Annotated in this window: 19 protein-coding genes; 10 read left to right on the top strand and 9 right to left on the bottom strand. The window is 70.7% G+C overall.

The genetic code is table 11. The annotated features are described in order from the left end of the window. The first annotated feature begins 228 nt into the window (after positions 1-228). Complete coding sequence (locus JF597_RS31020) at positions 229-1383, top strand: Gfo/Idh/MocA family oxidoreductase (protein WP_294002940.1); 1155 nt, start codon at positions 229-231, stop codon at positions 1381-1383. Between the two features lie 150 nt (positions 1384-1533). Here the strand turns inward: JF597_RS31020 and JF597_RS31015 are convergent, their stop codons facing one another. Then, positions 1534-3342, bottom strand: coding sequence for a serine/threonine-protein kinase (locus tag JF597_RS31015; RefSeq protein WP_294002938.1), 1809 nt, complete (start codon positions 3340-3342; stop codon positions 1534-1536). A 209-nt stretch (positions 3343-3551) separates the two neighbouring features. Here JF597_RS31015 and JF597_RS31010 point away from each other — a divergent pair, with 209 nt between their 5' ends. The 5 genes from JF597_RS31010 to JF597_RS30990 all read left to right on the top strand — a co-directional run bounded on the left by JF597_RS31010 (position 3552) and on the right by JF597_RS30990 (position 9440). Continuing rightward, complete coding sequence (locus JF597_RS31010; protein WP_294002936.1) at positions 3552-4907, top strand: aspartate aminotransferase family protein; 1356 nt, start codon at positions 3552-3554, stop codon at positions 4905-4907. A gap of 238 nt (positions 4908-5145) precedes the next feature. Further along, positions 5146-5847: a GntR family transcriptional regulator gene (locus tag JF597_RS31005; protein WP_294002934.1), complete on the top strand. Its 702-nt coding sequence runs from the start codon at positions 5146-5148 to the stop codon at positions 5845-5847. Further along, positions 5844-8264: a dolichyl-phosphate beta-glucosyltransferase gene (locus tag JF597_RS31000; protein ID WP_294002932.1), complete on the top strand. Its 2421-nt coding sequence runs from the start codon at positions 5844-5846 to the stop codon at positions 8262-8264. Before JF597_RS31005 ends, JF597_RS31000 begins: the two co-directional genes overlap by 4 nt. Positions 8265-8342: 78 nt before the next feature. Then, the gene (locus tag JF597_RS30995) at positions 8343-8993 is read left to right on the top strand and encodes a hypothetical protein (protein WP_294002930.1); all 651 of its coding nucleotides are present in this window, start codon (positions 8343-8345) and stop codon (positions 8991-8993) included. A 180-nt stretch (positions 8994-9173) separates the two neighbouring features. Continuing rightward, on the top strand, positions 9174-9440 hold the full coding sequence (locus tag JF597_RS30990; protein ID WP_294002928.1) for a hypothetical protein: 267 nt from the start codon (positions 9174-9176) through the stop codon (positions 9438-9440). 108 nt (positions 9441-9548) lie between these two features. Here the strand turns inward: JF597_RS30990 and JF597_RS30985 are convergent, their stop codons facing one another. After that, the gene (locus JF597_RS30985; protein ID WP_294002926.1) at positions 9549-9953 is read right to left on the bottom strand and encodes a hypothetical protein; all 405 of its coding nucleotides are present in this window, start codon (positions 9951-9953) and stop codon (positions 9549-9551) included. A gap of 5 nt (positions 9954-9958) precedes the next feature. Then, positions 9959-10222 (bottom strand): hypothetical protein, encoded by a 264-nt coding sequence (locus JF597_RS30980; protein ID WP_294002924.1) that lies wholly within the window; start codon positions 10220-10222, stop codon positions 9959-9961. 371 nt (positions 10223-10593) lie between these two features. Between JF597_RS30980 and JF597_RS30975 the strand changes: the two genes are divergently transcribed. Together JF597_RS30975 and JF597_RS30970 are read left to right on the top strand one after the other, a co-directional pair. Next, positions 10594-11430: a helix-turn-helix transcriptional regulator gene (locus JF597_RS30975; RefSeq protein ID WP_294002922.1), complete on the top strand. Its 837-nt coding sequence runs from the start codon at positions 10594-10596 to the stop codon at positions 11428-11430. After that, entirely contained in the window at positions 11427-11669 is a 243-nt protein-coding gene (locus tag JF597_RS30970) for a DUF397 domain-containing protein (RefSeq protein WP_294002920.1), read from the top strand. The genes JF597_RS30975 and JF597_RS30970 overlap by 4 nt, the downstream gene beginning before the upstream one ends. 167 nt (positions 11670-11836) lie before the next feature. On the opposite strand, the gene JF597_RS30965 is transcribed toward JF597_RS30970, so the two are convergent. Further along, positions 11837-12187, bottom strand: coding sequence for a hypothetical protein (locus tag JF597_RS30965; RefSeq protein ID WP_294002918.1), 351 nt, complete (start codon positions 12185-12187; stop codon positions 11837-11839). An 80-nt stretch (positions 12188-12267) separates the two neighbouring features. Continuing rightward, on the bottom strand, positions 12268-12996 hold the full coding sequence (locus JF597_RS30960) for an SDR family oxidoreductase (RefSeq protein ID WP_294002916.1): 729 nt from the start codon (positions 12994-12996) through the stop codon (positions 12268-12270). A 101-nt stretch (positions 12997-13097) separates the two neighbouring features. Between JF597_RS30960 and JF597_RS30955 the strand changes: the two genes are divergently transcribed. Continuing rightward, the gene (locus JF597_RS30955) at positions 13098-13946 is read left to right on the top strand and encodes a LysR family transcriptional regulator (RefSeq protein ID WP_294002914.1); all 849 of its coding nucleotides are present in this window, start codon (positions 13098-13100) and stop codon (positions 13944-13946) included. Positions 13947-14088: 142 nt separating this feature from the next. On the opposite strand, the gene JF597_RS30950 is transcribed toward JF597_RS30955, so the two are convergent. Further along, positions 14089-15921 (bottom strand): 5'-nucleotidase C-terminal domain-containing protein, encoded by a 1833-nt coding sequence (locus JF597_RS30950; RefSeq protein ID WP_294002912.1) that lies wholly within the window; start codon positions 15919-15921, stop codon positions 14089-14091. A 162-nt stretch (positions 15922-16083) separates the two neighbouring features. Continuing rightward, a complete protein-coding gene (locus JF597_RS30945; protein ID WP_294002910.1) occupies positions 16084-17367 on the bottom strand; it encodes an adenylosuccinate synthase in 1284 nt (427 codons plus the stop codon). A 197-nt stretch (positions 17368-17564) separates the two neighbouring features. Here JF597_RS30945 and JF597_RS30940 point away from each other — a divergent pair, with 197 nt between their 5' ends. Next, on the top strand, positions 17565-18410 hold the full coding sequence (locus JF597_RS30940; RefSeq protein ID WP_294002908.1) for a diacylglycerol kinase family protein: 846 nt from the start codon (positions 17565-17567) through the stop codon (positions 18408-18410). Here the strand turns inward: JF597_RS30940 and JF597_RS30935 are convergent. Both JF597_RS30935 and JF597_RS30930 read right to left on the bottom strand, forming a co-directional pair. Next, positions 18388-18999: a Uma2 family endonuclease gene (locus tag JF597_RS30935; RefSeq protein WP_294002906.1), complete on the bottom strand. Its 612-nt coding sequence runs from the start codon at positions 18997-18999 to the stop codon at positions 18388-18390. The genes JF597_RS30940 and JF597_RS30935 overlap by 23 nt on opposite strands. 35 nt (positions 19000-19034) lie before the next feature. Continuing rightward, positions 19035-19430 (bottom strand): ethanolamine ammonia-lyase light chain EutC (locus tag JF597_RS30930; RefSeq protein WP_294002904.1); only part of this gene is annotated, 396 nt, incomplete at its 5' end.

Below are 19430 nucleotides of genomic sequence, written 5' to 3'. Positions count from 1 at the left end.
TTGCTCGCGCAGTTCCCCGCGCCCCTGACGGGGCGCCGGAGTGGGCGGCGCCGTAGACGCGCCCCGTAGGGGCGCGGGGGAACTGCGCGACCAGCCACGGCGGACCCACGGCCGACATCGCACGCCGACAGGCGGGGTTGTACGGACGCCCGAATGTCTTGACATTTTTGGAAGCGGCGCCGCATCGTGAGCACGCAGGCACTGGACGGTCCAAGGAGGGGCAGCCCCATGGTGCGTACGCTCGGCGTCGCCGTCGTCGGATTCGGGTGGATGGGGCGGGTGCACTCCCAGGCCTACCAGCGCGTGGGCCACCACTTCCCGCAGCTGCGCGTGCGGCCCGACCTCGTGGCCGTCGCCGAGGAGGTGCCGGGGCGGGCGGAGGAGGCCGCCGAGCAGTTCGGGTTCGCGTCGACCACCCGCGACTGGCGCGAGGTCGCCGCCGACCCCCGGGTGCACGCCGTCAGCATCACCGCACCGAACTTCCTGCACCGCGAGATCGGCGTCGCGATGGCGGAGGCCGGCAAGCACATATGGATCGAGAAGCCGGTCGGGCTGACCGCCGAGGACGCCCGCGCGGTGGCGGAGGCGGTGGCCAAGGCCGGGGTGCGCGGCACGGTCGGCTTCAACTACCGCAACGCGCCCGCCGTCGCGTACGCCCGCGAGCTGATCGCCTCCGGCGACCTGGGCACCGTGACGCACGTCCGTATCCGGCTGTTCAGCGACTACGCGGCCCACCCGGACGGCGCCCTGACCTGGCGGTACGAGCGGGCCCGGGGCGGCGGCGGGGTGCTGGGCGACCTCGCCTCGCACGGCGTCGACCTGGCCCGCTTCCTGCTCGGCGACATCGAGTCGCTCGCCGCCGACACCGCCGTGTTCATCCCGGAGCGCGCCCGGCCCACCGGCGCCACCGCCGGCCACACCCTCGCGACCGGCGGCGAACTCGGCCCCGTCGAGAACGAGGACTACGTCAACTGCCTGCTGCGCTTCGCCTCCGGCGCCCGCGGTGTGCTGGAGGCCTCCCGGATCGCGGTCGGCGAGCAGAACAACTACGGCTTCGAGGTGCACGGCACCAAGGGCGCCGTCTTCTGGGACTACCGGCGGATGGGCGAGCTGGGCGTCAGCCTCGGCACCTCCTACCAGGACCAGCCCGTCTCCACCGTCTTCGTCGGCCCCGGCCACGGCGAGTACGGCGCCTTCCAGCCCGGTGCCGCCAACGCCATGGGCTACGACGACCTCAAGGTGATCGAGGCCCGCAACTTCCTGCGGTCCGTCGCCGAGGGCACCGCCCACGGCCCGACCCTGGAGGACGCCGTGCACAGCGCGACCGCCCTCGACGCGATGAGCCGCTCGGCCGCGCAGGGGAGCTGGGTGAGCCTCGGCTGACCCGGGCGGTCGGCGGGCGTCACGCGCAGAGCTTCATGCCCACCGGCGTGCAGCAGGCCGCATGGCCGTACGAGCGGATCACGTCCTCGCCGTCCCCTTCTCGACGGTGTTGTTCGCCGAACGTTCAACTTCCCCAAGCGCGGCGGCAGTTCACTGCTTGCTGTAGGTCAGGCTCTCGTCGCCGCCCTTCGTCACGCGCTTCAGCCTGCCGCCCGGGAGCAGGGTCACCTCGGTGGCCTCTCCGGCGGTGCACGACGAACGGGGCTTGCCCGCCGTGACCGTCGACGGGCCGATCTCCAACGGGCCGTCCGCGCCCGGCTTCTCGGCGAGCTTCGCCGCGAACTCGCAGTGGTAGCCGGGGCCGTCCGCGACCAGGGTGAGGACCGTGTCGCCCACGGCGCCCTGGCGGATGGCGAGTTCGCGGGTGTTGTGGCCGGTGTCGTTGTCTATCGAGGTGGCCCAGGTGCCGAGGAAGCCGCTCGGCACGGTGCCCTTCGGAGCGGCCGAGGAGGAGGGCGACCGGCTGGGCGTCGACTCCGCGGAGGCGGTCGGGGCGGTGGCCGACGAGGTGGGGGTGCCCCGGCCGGCCGCCTTGTCGTCCGCGCCGTCGTCACCGCCGCTGTTCATGAGCCCGTAGACCGAGCCGCCCGCGGCCAGCAGCACGATCAGGGCGATGGTGACGAGGAGGGCGGTGGAGCGGGTGGTGCGGCGGGGCTCGTCGGCGGGGAGGGGGTCGTACAGCGGGGGCGGCGGGACGGGTGGGTAGATCTGGGTGGGGTCGGGGGCGGGTTCGGGGGCGGTCGCGGTGTACGGGTTGTACGGCGCCGACTGCGGGTGCTGGTGGGGCTGGTTCGGGTAGCCGTAGGCCGGGTGGGCGGGGGCGTGTTCCGGGGACGACGGGCCGGGTGTCGGCTGCGGGTAGGTGGGGGCAGGCCGCGCCCCCGCGGCGGCAGCCGCAGATTCAACGCCGCCCCGCGCCCCTGGGTCTGCTGACCGTTGCGTCTCGTGAGGTGTCACCCCTTGCAACGCCCCGTGGAGCGTCGGGTCCTCCACCTCCAGCAGCTCCACCGCGTGCCGGCCCAGTTGCGCCACCAGCGCCCCCGGCAGCCACGGGTCCCTGGACCGGCCCTCCCAGACCGTGTCGCCCGCTCCCGTCCGGGACAGGATCGCGTCCAGCGACGGACGGGCGGCCGGGTCCTTCCGCAGGCAGTCGCGGACCACGTCGGCGATGTCCTCGGGGAGGCCGGAGAGGTCGGGTTCGTCCTGGGCGATCCGGAACATCAGGGCGTGTGCGCCGCCCTCCGTGGAGCCGAAGGGAAGCCGGCCGGTGGCCGCGTAGGCGAGCACCGAGCCGAGGCAGAAGATGTCGCAGGCCGGGGTGATCCGGTCGCCGCGCACCTGCTCGGGGGCCATGAACCCGGGCGAGCCGAGGAGCGAACCGGTCTGGGTGAGCCCCTCGCCCGGCAGCGTCTCCAGCGCCCGCGCGATGCCGAAGTCGATGACCCGGGGCCCCTCTATCGTGAGCATCACGTTGGACGGCTTGAGGTCCCGGTGGACGATCCCGGCCGCGTGGATGTTGCCCAGGGCGTGCGCCAGCCCGGCGGCGAGGATGCGCACCGACCGCTCGGGCAGCGGCCCGTGGTCGTGCTCGACGACCCGATGGAGGCTCGGCCCGGCCACATAGCCGGTGGCCACCCAGGGCACCGCGGCCTCGGTGTCGGCGTCGAGCACGGGCGCGGTCCAGAACCCGCCGACCCGCTGGGCGTTGCGGACCTCCTGCCGGAAGCGCGCCCGGAACTCCTCCTGCGCGGCCAGCTCCGCCCGCACCAGCTTCACGGCGACGGTACGGCCCCGCTCCGACCGGGCGAGGTACACATGCCCCATGCCGCCCGCGCCCAGCCGCGCCAGCAGCCGATAGCTCCCGATGTGCTGCGGATCCCCCGGCCCCAGCTTCTCCATGGCAGATCCGCCCCTCGCTCACACTTGTGATCGAGCCGAGAATAATGCGGCCCTTCCGGGGATCGCGCAGCGCCATGTCTACGGTTACGTAACAGGGACCGACCCGGGAGCATGTCCCCAGGCTGTGGACAATCTGTCGCGGAATCCCCCTGGCCACGGAACAGGTCGCCGATACCGCTCCCGTACCGGTTGCTCCTACGCTCCCCCGCATGACCCCTCAGCCCAATCCCCAGGCCGGTGCCGCCGTGCAGGCGGCCGATCGCGCGCATGTCTTCCACTCCTGGTCCGCGCAGGACCTCATCGACCCGCTTGCCGTGGCCGGCGCCGAGGGGTCGTACTTCTGGGACTACGACGGCCGGCGCTACCTGGACTTCACCAGCGGGCTCGTCTTCACCAACATCGGGTACCAGCACCCCAAGGTCGTCGAGGCCATCCAGGAGCAGGCCGCGAAGATGACGACCTTCGCGCCCGCCTTCGCCGTCGAGGCGCGGTCGGAGGCGGCGCGGCTGATCGCCGAGCGGACGCCCGGGGACCTGGACAAGATCTTCTTCACCAACGGGGGCGCGGACGCCGTCGAGCACGCCGTGCGGATGGCCCGGCTGCACACCGGGCGCCCGAAGGTGCTGTCCGCCTACCGCTCGTACCACGGCGGCACCCAGCAGGCGATCAACATCACCGGCGACCCGCGCCGCTGGGCCTCCGACGGCGCCGCCGCCGGGGTCGTGCACTTCTGGGCGCCCTTCCTCTACCGCTCCCGCTTCTACGCGGAGACCGAGGAGCAGGAGACCGCGCGGGCGCTGGAGCACCTCGAGACGACCATCGCCTTCGAGGGCCCGGGGACGGTCGCGGCCATCGTGCTGGAGACCATCCCCGGCACCGCCGGGATCATGGTGCCGCCCGCCGGGTATCTGGCCGGTGTCCGGGAGATCTGCGACACGTACGGGATCGTCTTCGTCCTGGACGAGGTGATGGCCGGGTTCGGTCGGACCGGTGAGTGGTTCGCCGCCGACCTGTTCGGGGTCGTACCCGACCTGATGACCTTCGCCAAGGGCGTGAACAGCGGGTACGTGCCGCTCGGCGGTGTGGCCATCAGCGGGAAGATCGCCGAGACCTTCGGCAGGCGGCCCTACCCGGGTGGGCTGACGTACTCCGGGCATCCGCTGGCGTGTGCCGCCGCCGTCGCCACCATCAACGTGATGGCGGAGGAAGGGGTCGTCGAGAACGCGAAGCGGCTGGGGGCCGAGGTGGTCGGGCCGGCGCTCGCCTCGCTCGCCGAGCGGCACCCGAGCGTCGGCGAGGTCCGCGGGGTCGGCATGTTCTGGGCGCTCGACCTGGTGCGGAACCGGGAGACCCGGGAGCCGCTGGTGCCGTACAACGCGGCCGGGGAGGCCAACGCGGCGATGGCCGCCTTCGGCGCGGCGGCGAAGAAGCAGGGGCTGTGGCCGTTCGTGAACATGAACCGGACGCATGTCGTGCCGCCGTGCAACGTGAGTGAGGCGGAGCTGAAGGAAGGGTTCGCGGCGCTGGACGCTGCGCTGAGCGTGGCCGACGAGTACACGGTGTAAGGGCCGCCGTTGTCGGGTGCCGGCCGGTGGGGCCGGTCGCGCAGTTCCCCGCGCCCCTAAAGGGGCGCTAAAGCACCGCCCCTCACAGGTGATCCACAGGATTCGTAGAAAAGACCCACGGGTAGCTTCGTGGACACGGAAGGAGTACGCGCGGAACCCGAACGCGTAAGGTGGCGTGCTCGTACATGTACGTGTAAGCGAGCACGTCACCCGAACGCGTGAGGAGAGGCACCCCACGATGCCCGGCAACGGCGCTGTGACGCGCAGTACCCTGCGCCAGCAGATCGCGGACGCGCTCCGTGACGAGGTGCTCGCCGGGCGGCTGCAGCCGGGCCGGGAGTTCACGGTCAAGGAGATCGCCGAACAGTACGGGGTCTCCGCCACGCCGGTCCGCGAGGCGCTGGTCGACCTGTCCGCGCAGGGCATCCTCGACGCCGACCAGCACCGCGGCTTCCGGGTGCCGGAGTACACGCTCGCCGACTACCGGGGCATGATCGAGGCCCGCAGCCTGGTCACCGACGGCATGTTCCAGGCCCTCGCCGACGGCCTGCACCCCGCTTTCAAGGACCCCGAGGAGCCGAGGGTCTCGGCCGCACTCGCGACGGTCCGGCGGCGTGGCGAGGAGGCGCAGCGCGCCGCGGCCGCCGGTGATCTGACCGTCCTCGTCGGCTACGACCTCCGGTTCTGGCGGGAGCTGTCCGCCCTCTTCGGCAACCCCTACCTCGCCGACTTCCTGCACCGGCTGCGCGTGCAGTCCTGGGTGTGCGCGGTACGGCACCTGCGCAGGCTGCCGGATCTACGCGGGTATCTGTGGTCCCGGCACACCGAGTTGGTCGACGCGCTCGCGCGCCGGGACTCGGAGGGCGCCCGTGGGATCGTCGCCGCGTCCAACACGCACTCCCTCGCCCTGATCGAGCGACTGGCGGAGAAGGACGGATGACCGCGCCCACGACCGTCGAGCTTTCCGTCGTCATCCCGGCGTACAACGAGGAGGAGCGGCTCGGCCCGACCCTCGACGCCGTCACCCGCTACCTCGCCGACAACGAGAGCCGCTTCGGTTCCTGGGAAGTGATCGTCTCCGACGACGGCTCGACGGACGGGACCCGCGAGGTCGCGGCCTCAAGGCACCCGCAGGTCCGGCTGGTCGCCGCCGACCGCAACCGGGGCAAGGGAAACGCCCTGCGGCTCGGCGTCGCCGCCACCACCGGCGCCCGGGTGCTGGTCAGCGACGCCGACCTCGCCGCGCCGATCGAGGAGCTGGAGCGGCTGGACAAGGCGCTCAGCGAGGGCGGCGCCGCGGCGATCGGCTCGCGCGCGGTGCCGGGCGCGGAGATAGCCGCCCACCAGCACCGGCTGCGCGAGCTGCTCGGCCGCGCCGGGAACCTGCTGATACGCGCCACCGCCGTGCCGGGTCTCAAGGACACCCAGTGCGGGTTCAAGCTCTTCGACGGCGACCTGGCCCGCGAGGCCTTCGCCGGCTCCCGGCTGGACGGCTGGGGCATCGACGTGGAGGTCCTCCAGCACCTGCACCGCGCCGGCCACCCCATCACCGAGGTCCCGGTCCGCTGGAGCCACCAGCCCGGCTCGAAGGTGGGCCCGCTGGACTACCCGAAGGTCCTCGCCGACCTGGCCCGGCTGCGGCTGCGCCGGCTGCGCCCGGCGGACCTGCTGGTCACCGTCCTCTTCCTCGTCCTCTCCATCACCCTCTACTCGGGCCGTTTCTTCGACCCGGACCACCGCTACCTCACCGACTCCATCCAGGACCAGAACCAGTGGGAGTGGTTCTTCGCGGTGACCGCGGACAACCTCGCGCACTTCCGCAACCCGTTCTTCTCCGACTTCCAGAACTTCCCCGACGGCGTCAACCTCATGGCCAACACGGTCATGCTGGGCCTGTCGGTCCCCTTCGCCCCGCTGACCCTCATAGCCGGTCCGGCCGTCTCGCTCTCCGTCTGCATGGCACTGGGCCTCGCCGCGACCGCCGTCGCCTGGTACTGGCTGATCGTCAGACGGGTGGTACGGCAGCGGGGTGCCGCCTTCGTCGGCGCGGCCCTCGCTGCTTTCGCGCCGCCGATGGTCAGCCACGCCAACGCGCACCCCAACTTCGTGATCCTGTTCATGATCCCGCTGGTCATCGACCGGGCCCTGCGCCTCGCCACCGGCGCCCGGGTCCGGCGGGACGGGATCGTGCTCGGCCTGATGGCGGCGTACCAGGTCTTCCTCGGCGAGGAGCCGTTCCTGCTGGCGGCGCTCGGGATGACGTTGTTCGCCCTCGCCTACGCGGCCGTACGTCCACAGGTGGCGCGGGAGGCGTGGCGCCCGCTGGGCAAGGGCCTGCTGATCGCCGGGGCGGTCTGCCTGCCCCTCGTCGCGTACCCCCTCTACTGGCAGTTCACGGGGCCGCAGAGCTACCACAGCGTCCTGCACGGCGACAACGCCGGAAACAGCCCCCTCTCCCTCCTCGCCTTCGCCGAACGCTCGATGCTCTACGGCGACGCCGGCCGCGCCAACGAGCTCTCCCTCAACCCGACCGAGCAGAACGCCTTCTACGGCTGGCCGCTGCTCCTGGTCGCCTTCGGGATCGTCGTGCGGTTCTGGGAACGGCCGCTGGTCAAGGCGCTGGCCTTCACGTCGGCGGCCGCGGCCGTGCTGTCCCTGGGCCCGGAGATCCGCATCCCGCTGACGGAGACGGTGTACCCGGGGCCCTGGGCGCTGGTGCGGAAGTTCCCGCTCTTCGAGTCCGTCATCGAGGGCCGGGTGGCGATGATCTGCGCCCCGGCCCTGGGCATCCTGCTCGCGCTCGCGGCCGAAAGGGCGCTGACCAGCCGCCGCCCCGCCGCCCAGTACTTCGGCCTGCTGGCCGTCGCCCTCGCCCTGCTCCCGATCGTCCCCGCCCCGCTCAAGTCCGAACAGCGCGAGGCGGTCCCGGAGTTCATCAGCAGCGGGATGTGGAAGTCGTACGTGGGCAAGGGCGAGTCCCTCGTCCCCGTCCCGCTCCCGGACCCCGGCTACGCCGAGGCCCTGCACTGGCAGACCAGCGCCGGTCTCGGCTTCAAGCTGCCCGGCGGGTATTTCAACGGCCCCTACGGCGCGGACCGCATCGGTATCTACGGCGCCGTCCCGCGCTACACCTCCAGCATGCTCCGGGACGTCCGCTACTCCGGCAAGGTGCCGGTGATCGGCAAGAACTGGCGGGCGCAGGCGAAGAAGGACTTCGCGTACTGGAAGGCGGGGGTCCTGGTGGTCGCCCCGCAACCCAATGACGAGAAACTACGACAGGCGGTGGAGGCCCTGACCGGAAAACCCGGTAAGTGGACCGGTGGGGTCTGGGTATGGGATCTGCACGAGGGGAGCTGACCGGCGCCGCACGGACTACTCTTCCCTGACCACCTAGCTGAGCACTCGCTGTGAACGCGCTGACATGAGGAGCCCTCTTTGGCCTGTGACCTCTGGCTGGTACCGCTCGTCGACGTGTTGTGCCACACCCCCGACAATCCGTTCGCCGAGGAACTCGCGCAGTACAACAAGGTGCTCGCCGAGGCCGGGCTGCCCCCGGTGCCGGTGTACCAGTACATGCCGGGCCTGTCCGGCGAGGTCGCCCCGGTGGCCGGCTTCGACTACGACGCGCTCCACTTCCTCCGCCGCGCCTACCTCCTCCAGGTCTGCGGTCTGCCCGTCTCCCCCGTGGACGACCTCGGCGGCGACTACGAGCAGCTCCTGGAGATGTTCGAGTCGACGGCCCAGCAGTCGCACCTGGTCTGGCACTACGACCACGCGGGCGCCTACGTCCCGGTCGACTTCCCGCGCCCGCTCTCCAGTGACGAACTCCTCGCCAGCGGCGGCCCGCTGGGCTCCTCCCACGCCCTGCTGCGCGAGCTGGAGTACGTCGCCCCGTCGATCGGCATCGACCCGGCGAACCCCCCGGCCCCGCCCCAACCCCCGGCCGCCCCGACCGACTTGGAGGAACCGGCGGTCCCCGCCCCCTACGACCCGAGCCCGTTCGCGCGGGAACGGCACGTGTGGCTCGGCCTGCACGCGGCGGCGACCCGCAGCCTGGCCCAGGGTTCGATGATCGTCTTCAGCTGACGGCCGGTCACGCTGACGACCGGTCACGCTGACGGCCGGTCACGCTGATGACCGGTCACCCGGATGCCGGTGTCCCCATATGGCTCCTCCGAAGAGCGCGGCGCGAGATGTCGATCTAGCCTCAGAAATGAGCGCTTATCAGTTCATATGTCCGCGCGCTCCCACAGCTCGAGGAGGAACATGCGCAAGCTCCACAAGGCGGCTGTCGCGATCGCCATCGTCGGTGGCGTCGGCTTCATGGGCACCGTCCCGGCCACCGCCCTGCCGGCGCAGCAGCACGCGTACGGCGGTCACGGCGGTGGCTGCCGGTCCCACGACCTGAACCTCGACATCCTCGGCGAGGTGGGCCTCATCAACGGCCTCGGCGGCAACCTCATCAACGGCGAGGGCAGCCCGGGCGCCCAGATCACCGACCTCGGTTCCGACTGCGGTCGCGGCGGCTGGTAGGCACCGCTGAAGCGGCCGTGAGCCGCGTGTTCATCTCTGTGTGAGTGAAAAGGGCTCCGGACCGTTTCCCGGTCCGGAGCCTTGGGGTGTGCCCTCAGTCGACCGGGGTCACCTCTGCTTCGGAAGCCTGATGGTGCGCACCAGCGGCATGTCGGCGTAGCGGTCGGGTTCGACGGTCACGACGTGACGGCCGTCGGGCCAGTCGAGCGTGGGCCGCGAGAGATGGACGGCGTGCCCGAGCCGCCACTCCACGCCGTCACGCAGCAGTGCGCCGACCGTGGAGGCACCGGCGAAGTCCAGCTCGACGATCTCGATGGCCGGAAGCGCGCCGACGTGCTCCGCGAGCCCCTTGCGCATGCCGTCGGCGGCGGCCAGGCAGAGCGCCGGGACATAGACGTGCCGGGTCGGCCCGTGCTCCGTGTTCGACACGAACTGGGACGCCAGCGAGTTCCCCGAGCCCAGCGCCAGCAGGGCGGACTCGTCGAAGACAACACCGGTCGAGCCGGTCCTCATCGCACTCACAGGCTGTCAACCGGCCGACCGGCCTCCAGGTCCTGCCAGATCTTCTCCACCCGGTCGTGGTCCTCCTCGGTGAAGGTCACGCCGAAGTGCGTCTCGCAGTACGCCTTGGTCTCCTCGTACCGCTTGCGCAGCTCCTCCTGCGTGGGCGTGGCCCCGGCGAGTTCCGCGATCAGGTCACGCATGGTCATCCCCCGCTCCCGGGCGAGCACCATAAGGCGGTCACGGACAGCGGGGTCGACCTTGACGGTGGTGTCAGCCATGACGCAAGTATACCTCCGGTATACCGACTCGGGCCGTTCAAGCAACGTAGTCATTTCGCTCCTTTCTCCTCGGAGCTAGGCCGCCACAAGGCGAACTCCCGGTCATCTCCGCGAGCCGGTCGGCGAGCCGCCGCCCCCGCTCCCGGCGTCCACCCGCACGGCGTCGAACTGCGCATCGGCTTTGCGGAGTTGAACGCCGACGGCCGGGAGCCAGCCAAAGCTTGACTGGCCACTTTGCGTATTCATGGGACCAGTGTCGGCACCTGCGGCTACCGTCGCCACAACTCTGAGTCCACCACTGAATACGGTCGGAAATCGGGGTGCGTCGGTTGTGACCGGTTGAGTTCGGTTGAGTTCGGGGGTGACCGCCAATGGCGCGGGCCGAGAACAAAGAGGAAGCGGGCGGTGCGGCACAGATGGTGGCCGCCCTGGCGAAGGCACTGCGTGAGCAGCAGGAGCTCACGCAGGAGGAGTTGGGGCGGCGGACCGGCTACACGGCGTCCGCGATCAGCGCCATGGAGACGTGTGCGCAACTCGCCAGCGACAAGATGCTCGTGGCACTGGAGGAGGCCATCGGCAATGGGATGGGGGTCTTCGAGAAGGCCCGCAAGTGGATGCTGCTGGAGAAGTACCCCGCCCGGTTCCGGGGCTTCTCGGAGCTGGAGGCCGGGGCGGTCACGATCTCGTCGTACGCAACGCTCGTGATCGACGGGCTTTTCCAGACCGAGGACTACGCGCGCGCACTGATCGGGGGCAGCTTTCCGCCGGTCTCCGAGCAGAAGCGGGAAGAGCTGGTAGAGGCACGGCTGGCCCGCCGGGCGCTGTTCAAACGGGAGCCTGCCCCGATGATCGAGATCATCCTGGAAGAGAGCGTGCTGCGCCGGCCGTTCGGGCCTTGGGAGGTACTTCGCGGACAATTGCGCTCGCTCGTCGAGGACGCGCAGCGGGACAATGTGTGTCTGCAAGTACTCCCGATGGAGCGGGGATTGCGGGGCACGCATGCCGGCGACCGTGGCGCGATGAAGATGGTGGTGACCGCGGAGCACGAGTACGTCGTCTACATGGAGATCGAGGACCAGGGCATCCTGGTCAGCGAACCGGAGGAAGTCTCCCAACTCGCCAACCGCTATGCGGAGATCCGCGCGCAGGCTCTGAGTACCGACGACTCGGTCGGCCTCATCGAACGGTTGGCAGGAGAGAAGCGATGACCCGCACCGGAACCCTGCGATGGTTCAAGTCCAGCTACAGCGACGGCGGGGGCGGTGACTGCGTCGAGACCGCCTACACCTGGCGCAGGTCCTCCTACAGCGACGGCGGCGGGAACTGCCTCGAAATATCTCCCTGCCCCCACGCCATCCACGTCCGCGACTCCAAGACGGCCCCCGCCGGCCCCCACCTCACCCTCTCCCCCGCCACCTGGGCCGCGTTCCTGCAGTCGGCCGGGTGAGGGCCCGCGCTTCCGTGGACGCCGACGCCCGATCCCGGGCCGCTGCAGCGCCCCGTAAGGGGCGCTGGGGGTCCCCTGGCCGAAGGCTGGGGGAGGAACTGCGCGACCAGCCACAACGGCGCCGCGGACGATCGACGGCGCGCGTCCCGGCCCTTCCGGCGAAGCGCCTAGCCGAAGACGGTGAACAGGGCGAGCGCGGGACCGGCCGCGTAGACGAGGACGCCCAGCGCCAGGGCGGTCCAGGGCCGCCGGGCCTGCACCGCCCCGAGCACGACCGTGACCACCGCGGCGGCCAGCGCGACCCACGGCCCGAGCATCGCCACGAGAATCCACCCGCCGGAGTCGTCGCAGAACCGCGCTGTTCCGGCCGAGGTGCCACAGCTGTCACCGGCGAAGGCCATGCCGAAGAACAACAGCCCGTTGACGGCGACCGCGACCGCGAGCAGCAGTCCGGCCACGACGGCGAAGGCCGTCCTGAGGAGCCCGCCCTGCGAGGGGCGCGGCGGTGGAAGGCTCATGCTTCCAATCTCTTCCCCGACCGTGTGTCTCCGCCTGAGTTGAGCTACTCAACCGGGGCTGAGCTCGTGGCCGGGGTGAGTCACCAGGGCACCTCCCCGTCGTCGTCGAAGAAGCGGCCGGTCGGGCCGTCGTCGGGGAGTGTGGCGAGGCGGATCGCGGTCGCCGCGCCCTGTTGCGGGGTGCGGTGGCCCTGGAAGCCGTTGAGGTCGGTGGCGCAGTAGCCGGGGCAGGCGAGGTTGATCAGGATGTTCGTGCCCTGGAGTTCCCTGGCGTACTGGACGGTGACGCCGTTGAGGAACGTCTTGGACGGTGAGTAGGCGACGGCGATCGGGCCCATTTCGGCGCCGGGCGCGGTCTGCCGGGTGAGGGAGCCGACGCTGCTGGACACGTTGACGATCCGCGGGGACGGCGAGCGGCGCAGCAGCGGCAGCATCGCGTTGGTGACGCGGATGACGCCGATGACGTTCGTCTCGACGGCCTCCCGTACCGTCGCGAGGTCGGCGGTGGTCGGTGTCTGGGCCATGCCACCGGTGACACCGGCGTTGTTGACGAGGGCGTCGAGGTGTCCGGCGAGGTCCTCGATCAGCGCGGCGGCCGCCGTCACGCTCGCGTCGTCGGTGACGTCGAGCGGCACGCCGAACGCGTCGACGCCGGCCGCCCGCAGCTTCGCCACGGCGGTCTCGCGGCGCTCCTCGTCCCGGGCGCCGACGCCGACGCGCCAGCCGAGGGCGCCGAGGCCGGCCGCGATCTCGTGTCCGATGCCCTTGTTCGCGCCGGTGACCAGCGCGGTCTTCTGCTGTTCGGTCATGCTTCGATCCTGTCCGGGGCCGGGACGGTGGGCCAGGACCGATCGGGTGGGCGGCGATACCGCAGGGGTATCGATCCCGGCCGGATCGGTAGAATGAAAGCGTGGAGACGCGGGAGTTGCGGTACTTCGTGGCCGTCGCCGAGGAACTGCACTTCGGGCGGGCGGCCCAGCGGCTCGGGATGGCGCAGCCCCCGCTGTCGCGGGCGATCAGCCGTCTGGAACGGCGGCTCGGGGCGACGCTGCTGGAACGCACCAGCCGTGCGGTCGCCCTGACCGAGGCCGGGTCGGTGCTGCTGCGGGAGGCCCGGGCGGCACTGGACGCGGTGGCGGCCGCCGAGCAGCGCACCCGGCGCGCGGCGCTCGCCGCGTCCGGCCGGCCGGGCGTGGTGCTGGCCACGAAGGCGGGCGCGTCCGGCGAACTGCTGGCGAAGGTGCTCGACGCCTACGCCGCCGAACCGGACGCGGCCGCCGTCGATCTGCTGCTGTGCGGGGTCGGCGAGCAGGAGCGGATGCTGCGTGACGGACGGGCCGACGTGGCGCTGCTGCACCTGCCGTTCGACTCCGCGGCGGGCTTCGACAGCGAGGAACTGCTGACGGAGGGCCAGGTGCTGGTGGTGCCGGCCGGGCATCCCCTGGCCGTCCGCGAACAGGTGCGGACGACCGAGATCGGCGAGCCGGCCGGGCTGCCCCTGGCGCGCTGGCGGGGCCGCGACGGCAGGTACCCGGAGGGTCCCGGTCCGGAGGTCCGGGACCAGGCCCAGCTGTACCAGCTGATCGCGCTGGGCCGTGCCTGCTGTGTCGTGCCGGAGTCCGTCCGGGCCCTGCTGCGCGAGGACCTCGCCGCCGTACCGGTGGTGGACGCGCCGCCGGTCACCACCGTGATCGCGTGGCCGCCGCACAGCCGCTCCCGGGCCGTCGCCGGACTGGTCCGCGCCGCCACGCAGCTCTGAGTTCGGGGTCCGTCAGGCCGACGGCCGGGAACGGCTTCCGCCGCTTCATGAGCGGCAACAGCAGGTTCCTCTTGCCCGGAGAAAAGAAAGAGTGGTGACCCCACCAGAGGGGTGGGGCCACCACACGTGCGGCTGTGCGGGACTAGAAGACCGGCGTACCGCCCTGCGTCAGCTTCCAGTTGGTGGCCGCGAAGGCCGACGGGTCGATGGTGCCCTTGGCCGTGGCGTAGGCGACCATCAGGTCGCGGACCTGGTTGGTGGAGCTGTAGGCGATCTCCGCGGCGGCGATGTGCGGGTAGCCGGAGCCGCCGTTGGCGCGGTAGTTGTTGACGGCGACGACAAAGACCTGGTCGTCGGCGACCGCGGTGCCGTTGTAGGTGAGGTTCTTGATGCGCGCGCCCTCGGCCGCCGCGATGTCGATCTCGTAGTCGACGCCGGCCGCCATGTCGTACATGTAGTCCCAGAAGCTGTTGGCGTTGGTGAGGGTGGCGGTGTCCACCGCCGTGCCGGCCGGGACCTGGTGGTAGTACTTCGCCGCGTACTCCAGGTAGTCCTTGAGCTGGGCGCCGGTGAGCTTCTTGCCGTACAGGGTGTTCTCGTAGACGTAGAGGCCCGCGACGTCGCGGATCGTCACGTCACCGGCCGGGATGGTGGCCGTACGGCTGAAGCACGCGGCCACCGAGATCAGCGGGAGCGCGGCGTCCGCCGCCGACAGGCCCGCCTTCACCGCGTCCATCTGGACCTGCTGGATGAAGTCGATGGCGGGGACGTCCTTCCAGCAGGCCTCCGCCGTCGTCATCGCCGCGGTGCAGGTGCCGATCGCGGTGTTGACGTACTTGACGACCAACTGGTGGTCCGCGGTGAGGAGTTCGGTGATCCGCGGGTCCTCGGCCACCGTGTTGCTGTTCAGGGTGGTGGCGGTCTTCCTGGTGACCTTCCAGGAGCCGCGCACGTGCTCCAGCTCGAAGTCGAAGCGGGAGAGGCGGTAGCCGTAGCAGTACGGCTCGGAGAGGAGGACGTCCTCGCCGGTCTCCGCGTTCTTCACCGTGTACGACGGGACGTCGACGTGGGTGTGGCCGACGAGGATCGCGTCGATGCCGGGGACCTGCTCGGCGACCAGGTTCGAGGCGTTCTCCACGTAGGGGAGCTCGTCGCCCCACGACGTCGAGCCGTCCAGGCCCGAGTGGTCGGTGAGGAAGACGACGTCGCAGCCGAGGGCGCGCAGCCGCGGCACGTACTTCTTCGCCTGCTCGACCAGGCCCGTGAAGGCCATCTTCCCGGAGACGTTGTCCTTGTCCCACAGGGCGATGCCCGGGTTGGTGAGGCCGAGGATGCCGACCTTGATGTCCGGGCCGTGCGGGACCTTGATGTGCTTGACGGTGTAGGGCCGGAAGGCGGGCTTGAGCGTCTTGGCGTCCAGGGCGTTGGCACCGAGCAGCGGGAAGTCGCACTGCTTCTCGAAGGTGCGGACCATCTCGATGCCGTAGTTGAACTCGTGGTTGCCGAGGGCCGCCGCGTCGTAGCGCATCTCGTTCATGGCGATGGCCATGGGGTGCTTGGGGCCGCGCTTGCCGTTCTTGCCGGTGATGGGGTCGACGCTCGCGTAGTAGGAGGCGAGGGACGTGCCCTGGATGATGTCGCCGGCGTCGACGAGGAGGACCCGGTCCGGGCCCTCCTCCTTGCGGATGTTCTTCACCAGGGTCGCGATACGGGCGATGCCGTAGGTGTTGCCCTTGGAGTCCACGGGCGCCGCGTTGGTGTAGTAGTCCCAGTTGAAGACGTGGCTGTGCAGGTCGGTGGTGCCCAGGATGGAGAAGCTCCAGGTCTTGGGCGCCTTCGGGGGCTTGGCGTGGCCGTGGCCGGCCTCGGCGGCCTCGGCGCTGCCGGTACCGACCGTTCCCGCGACGGCCACGGCAGCGCCGGTGACGGCCGACTTCTGCACGAACTCACGGCGGTTCATGGGATTGACGGGCATTCAGGGCTCCTGAGAGGCGGAGAGGGCGGGTGTGGCATGCGGGAGGCGGCGGGCTACCCGCGTAGATGCTGGCCGTCGCCCGTTACCGGCGTAACCACGGAAAGCCCAAGGGCCGGTCAAGGATTGCCAAGACCGGCCCAAGAACGTCGTGCAACGACAGCCCTACAGGAACGAGTTGATCTCGATCGTCTCGTCCCGGCCCGGGCCCACGCCGATCGCGGAGATCGGGGCGCCGGACATCTCCTCCAGCGCCTTGACGTAGTTCTGCGCGTTCTTCGGCAGGTCCGCGAAGGACTTGGCCTTGGTGATGTCCTCGGACCAGCCCGGCAGCGTCTCGTAGACCGGCTTCGCGTGGTGGAAGTCGCTCTGGGAGTAGGGGAGTTCCTCGACGCGCTTGCCGTCGATCTCGTACGCGACGCAGACCGGGATCTGCTCCCAGCCCGTCAGCACGTCGAGCTTGGTGAGGAAGAAGTCGGTCAGGCCGTTCACGCGGGTCGCGTAGCGGGCGATGACCGCGTCGAACCAGCCGCAGCGGCGGTCCCGGCCGGTCGTCACACCGCGCTCGCCGCCGATCCGGCGCAGCGCCTCGCCGTCCGCGTCGAAGAGCTCGGTCGGGAACGGGCCGGCGCCGACGCGGGTCGTGTACGCCTTGAGGATGCCGATGACCCGGCTGATCTTCGTCGGGCCGACGCCGGAGCCGGTGCAGGCACCGCCCGCGGTCGGGTTCGAGGACGTCACGAACGGATAGGTGCCGTGGTCGATGTCGAGGAGCGTGCCCTGCCCGCCCTCGAAGAGGACGACCTTGTCGTCCTCCAGGGCCTGGTTGAGGACCAGGACCGTGTCGGCGACGTACGGAGCGAGCTTCTCCGCGTAGCCCAGCAACTCCTCGACGACCTGCTCGACGGCGATCGCGCGCCGGTTGTAGAGCTTGGTGAGCATCTGGTTCTTGACGTCGAGGGCCGCCTCGACCTTCTGGGTCAGGATCGACTCGTCGTAGAGGTCCTGGACCCGGATGCCGACACGGTTGATCTTGTCTGCGTAGGTCGGGCCGATGCCGCGCCCCGTCGTACCGATCTTCCGCTTCCCGAGGAAGCGCTCCGTCACCTTGTCGACGGTCACGTTGTACGGCGTGATGATGTGCGCGTTACCGCTGATGAGGAGCTTGGACGTGTCGACGCCACGCTCGTTCAGACCGCTCAGCTCGGAGAGCAGGACCGACGGGTCGACGACGACACCGTTGCCGATGACCGGGACACACGTGGGCGAGAGGATTCCGGAAGGGAGGAGGTGGAGCGCATACTTCTGGTCGCCGACGACGACCGTGTGGCCGGCGTTGTTGCCGCCCTGGTAGCGCACCACATAGTCGACGGAGCCGCCTAGCAGGTCCGTCGCCTTTCCCTTGCCTTCGTCACCCCACTGAGCACCGAGCAGCACAAGTGCGGGCACGCGCGTACACCCCTTCCGGGCGGGGCATGTCCAAGGTCAGGGGCGTACGCGTAAGGTTCGTCGCCGCGTACCACCGCGGCCGTCGTTGGCCGCACAACCGTCGGACCGGATGCCCCGGAATAGACGAAGCCCCTGGCGCAATAGCGCAAGGGGCTCTTGCACAGTGATGCTACCCGAGGAAGCGAGGCAGGACCGAGGTGGCGACTTTCGCGAGGTCCGATCAGCTGCTGGTGATCATCGATCCGGCCGCGAGGGAAACGGACGGTGAATCCGTCCGGATCGCGAAAGACGTGCTCAGCGCGGGTGCGGTGGCGAAGGTGTGCATGCCGGAGGGGCCCGAGGAATTCGGCCGCGTGCTGGCCCGCAGGGGCTCGCGGCGGCCGGTGGTCGTCGGGGACGACGGTGCCCTGGTCCGTGCGGTGACCTTTCTGCACCGGAGACGGGAGCTGGCCGGCTGCGTGCTGTCCATGGTCCCGGTCGGGGGCGCGCTGGACGTCGCGCACGCGCTCGGGGTGCCCACCGGTGCGGTCGCGGCGGCACGGGCGGTCCTGGACGGGGTGGAGCGCCGCATGGACCTCCTCGTCGACGACAGCGACGGGGTGGTGCTGGGCGCGCTGCGGATCCCGCCGCTGGCGGCCACGGCGGCCAGGGCCCCGGAGCCGGTGCCGGCCCGGGGGTGGCTGCGGCCGTACCAGAACCTCGTGCGGTCCCTGTCCGTGCGCCCGGCCCCGGCCCTGGCCGTGCCCGGTCCGCCCGCCCGCCTGCGGGTGGAGGTCGACGGCGAGACGGTCGTCGACCTGGACCAGCCGGTCGAGGGCATCTCGGTGACCCCCGGCGGCCACGACGGCCTCGCCGAGGTGGAGGTACGCCCGCTGTCGGTGGGCGCGGCGGCGACCCCGGTACGGGCCTCGGGCCGCACGGTGACGGTGACGGGGGCGGATTTCCGCTACCGGGCCGACGGCGGGCTGTCCGGACCGGTACGGCGACGGACGTGGCGGGTGGTGGAGGGGGGGTGGGGGCTTACGGTGCCGACTTCTTCGTAGTGGGGGCGTGGAAGCCGGTGGTGTCGAGGGTGCAGTCGAAAGGCTTCGGGACGTGGAGGTCCTCGCCGAACGGCCGGGTGCAGTGTGACTCGTACCCGTTGACCGAAGGTGTCCAGAACACCGTTGACTGCGCCTTCTGCATGTCGAGGAGCAGGTATACGGGGACACCGGCCCTGCCATAAATCTCGACCTTGTCGGTCAGGTCGTCATCCCGGGTGGAAGTAGATGTCAGCTCGGCGACGAAGACCAGGGACTCGCCGTCCAAACGATTACTCTCCGTCTCAAAGACCCGCGTGGGAGCTGCGTGGATGTCCGGCCCGTACGCACTCTCGTCGCCGGGGAAGACGTAGAGGAACGGCCCCCGATCGATGACGTGCCCCTCCGGAAGATGTGGTTCCAACTGCCTGCACACCAGTGTCACCACTCGGGCGTAGTACCCCTTGGACCACGGCGACACGACGATTTTCCCCCGGTAGATCTCGGCCTTGAAGCCGTCACGCAGGTCCAGCTCATCAAGGATGTCCAGCAGTTCCTCGAAACTGCCGGGCTCGCCGCCGCTTATCACCGGTCGCTCAGTCATCAATGTCATGATGCGCCCTCCCCTCGATGCGAGCCAGACGCAACTCAGAGTATCCGATCGATCACCTGTCCGTGATCGCTTTCGTCCTTCAGCTCCACCCCCGTCCGCCCCAGCTCCCGCGCCCTCCCCAGCAGCGCCGCCAGCTTCCCTGCCGCCGTCTCGTAGGCGAGGCCCCGCGGCGGCCGGATGTTGCTCAGGCAGTTGCGGTCGGCGTCTGTCGTGGTGCCCGGCACCGGCCGGTACGTCAGGTACGCGCCCAGGGAGTCCGCCGCCGACATGCCGGGGCGTTCGCCGATCAGGACGACCACCAGGGCCGCGCCCATCGCGTGGGCGATGTCGTCGCCGAGGGCCACGCGGGCCTGTTCCGCCAGGACGACCGGGGCGGTCCGCCACCCCGCGAGCCGGGCCGCCGTCGCCCGCGCCATCGCCGCCGCGTGCTC

It is taken from the genome of Streptomyces sp., from assembly GCF_019510245.1.
GTDB lineage: Bacteria > Actinomycetota > Actinomycetes > Streptomycetales > Streptomycetaceae > Streptomyces.
Note: the sequence above shows the minus strand (reverse complement) of the source record. Positions and strands in the feature narration are given on the sequence as shown.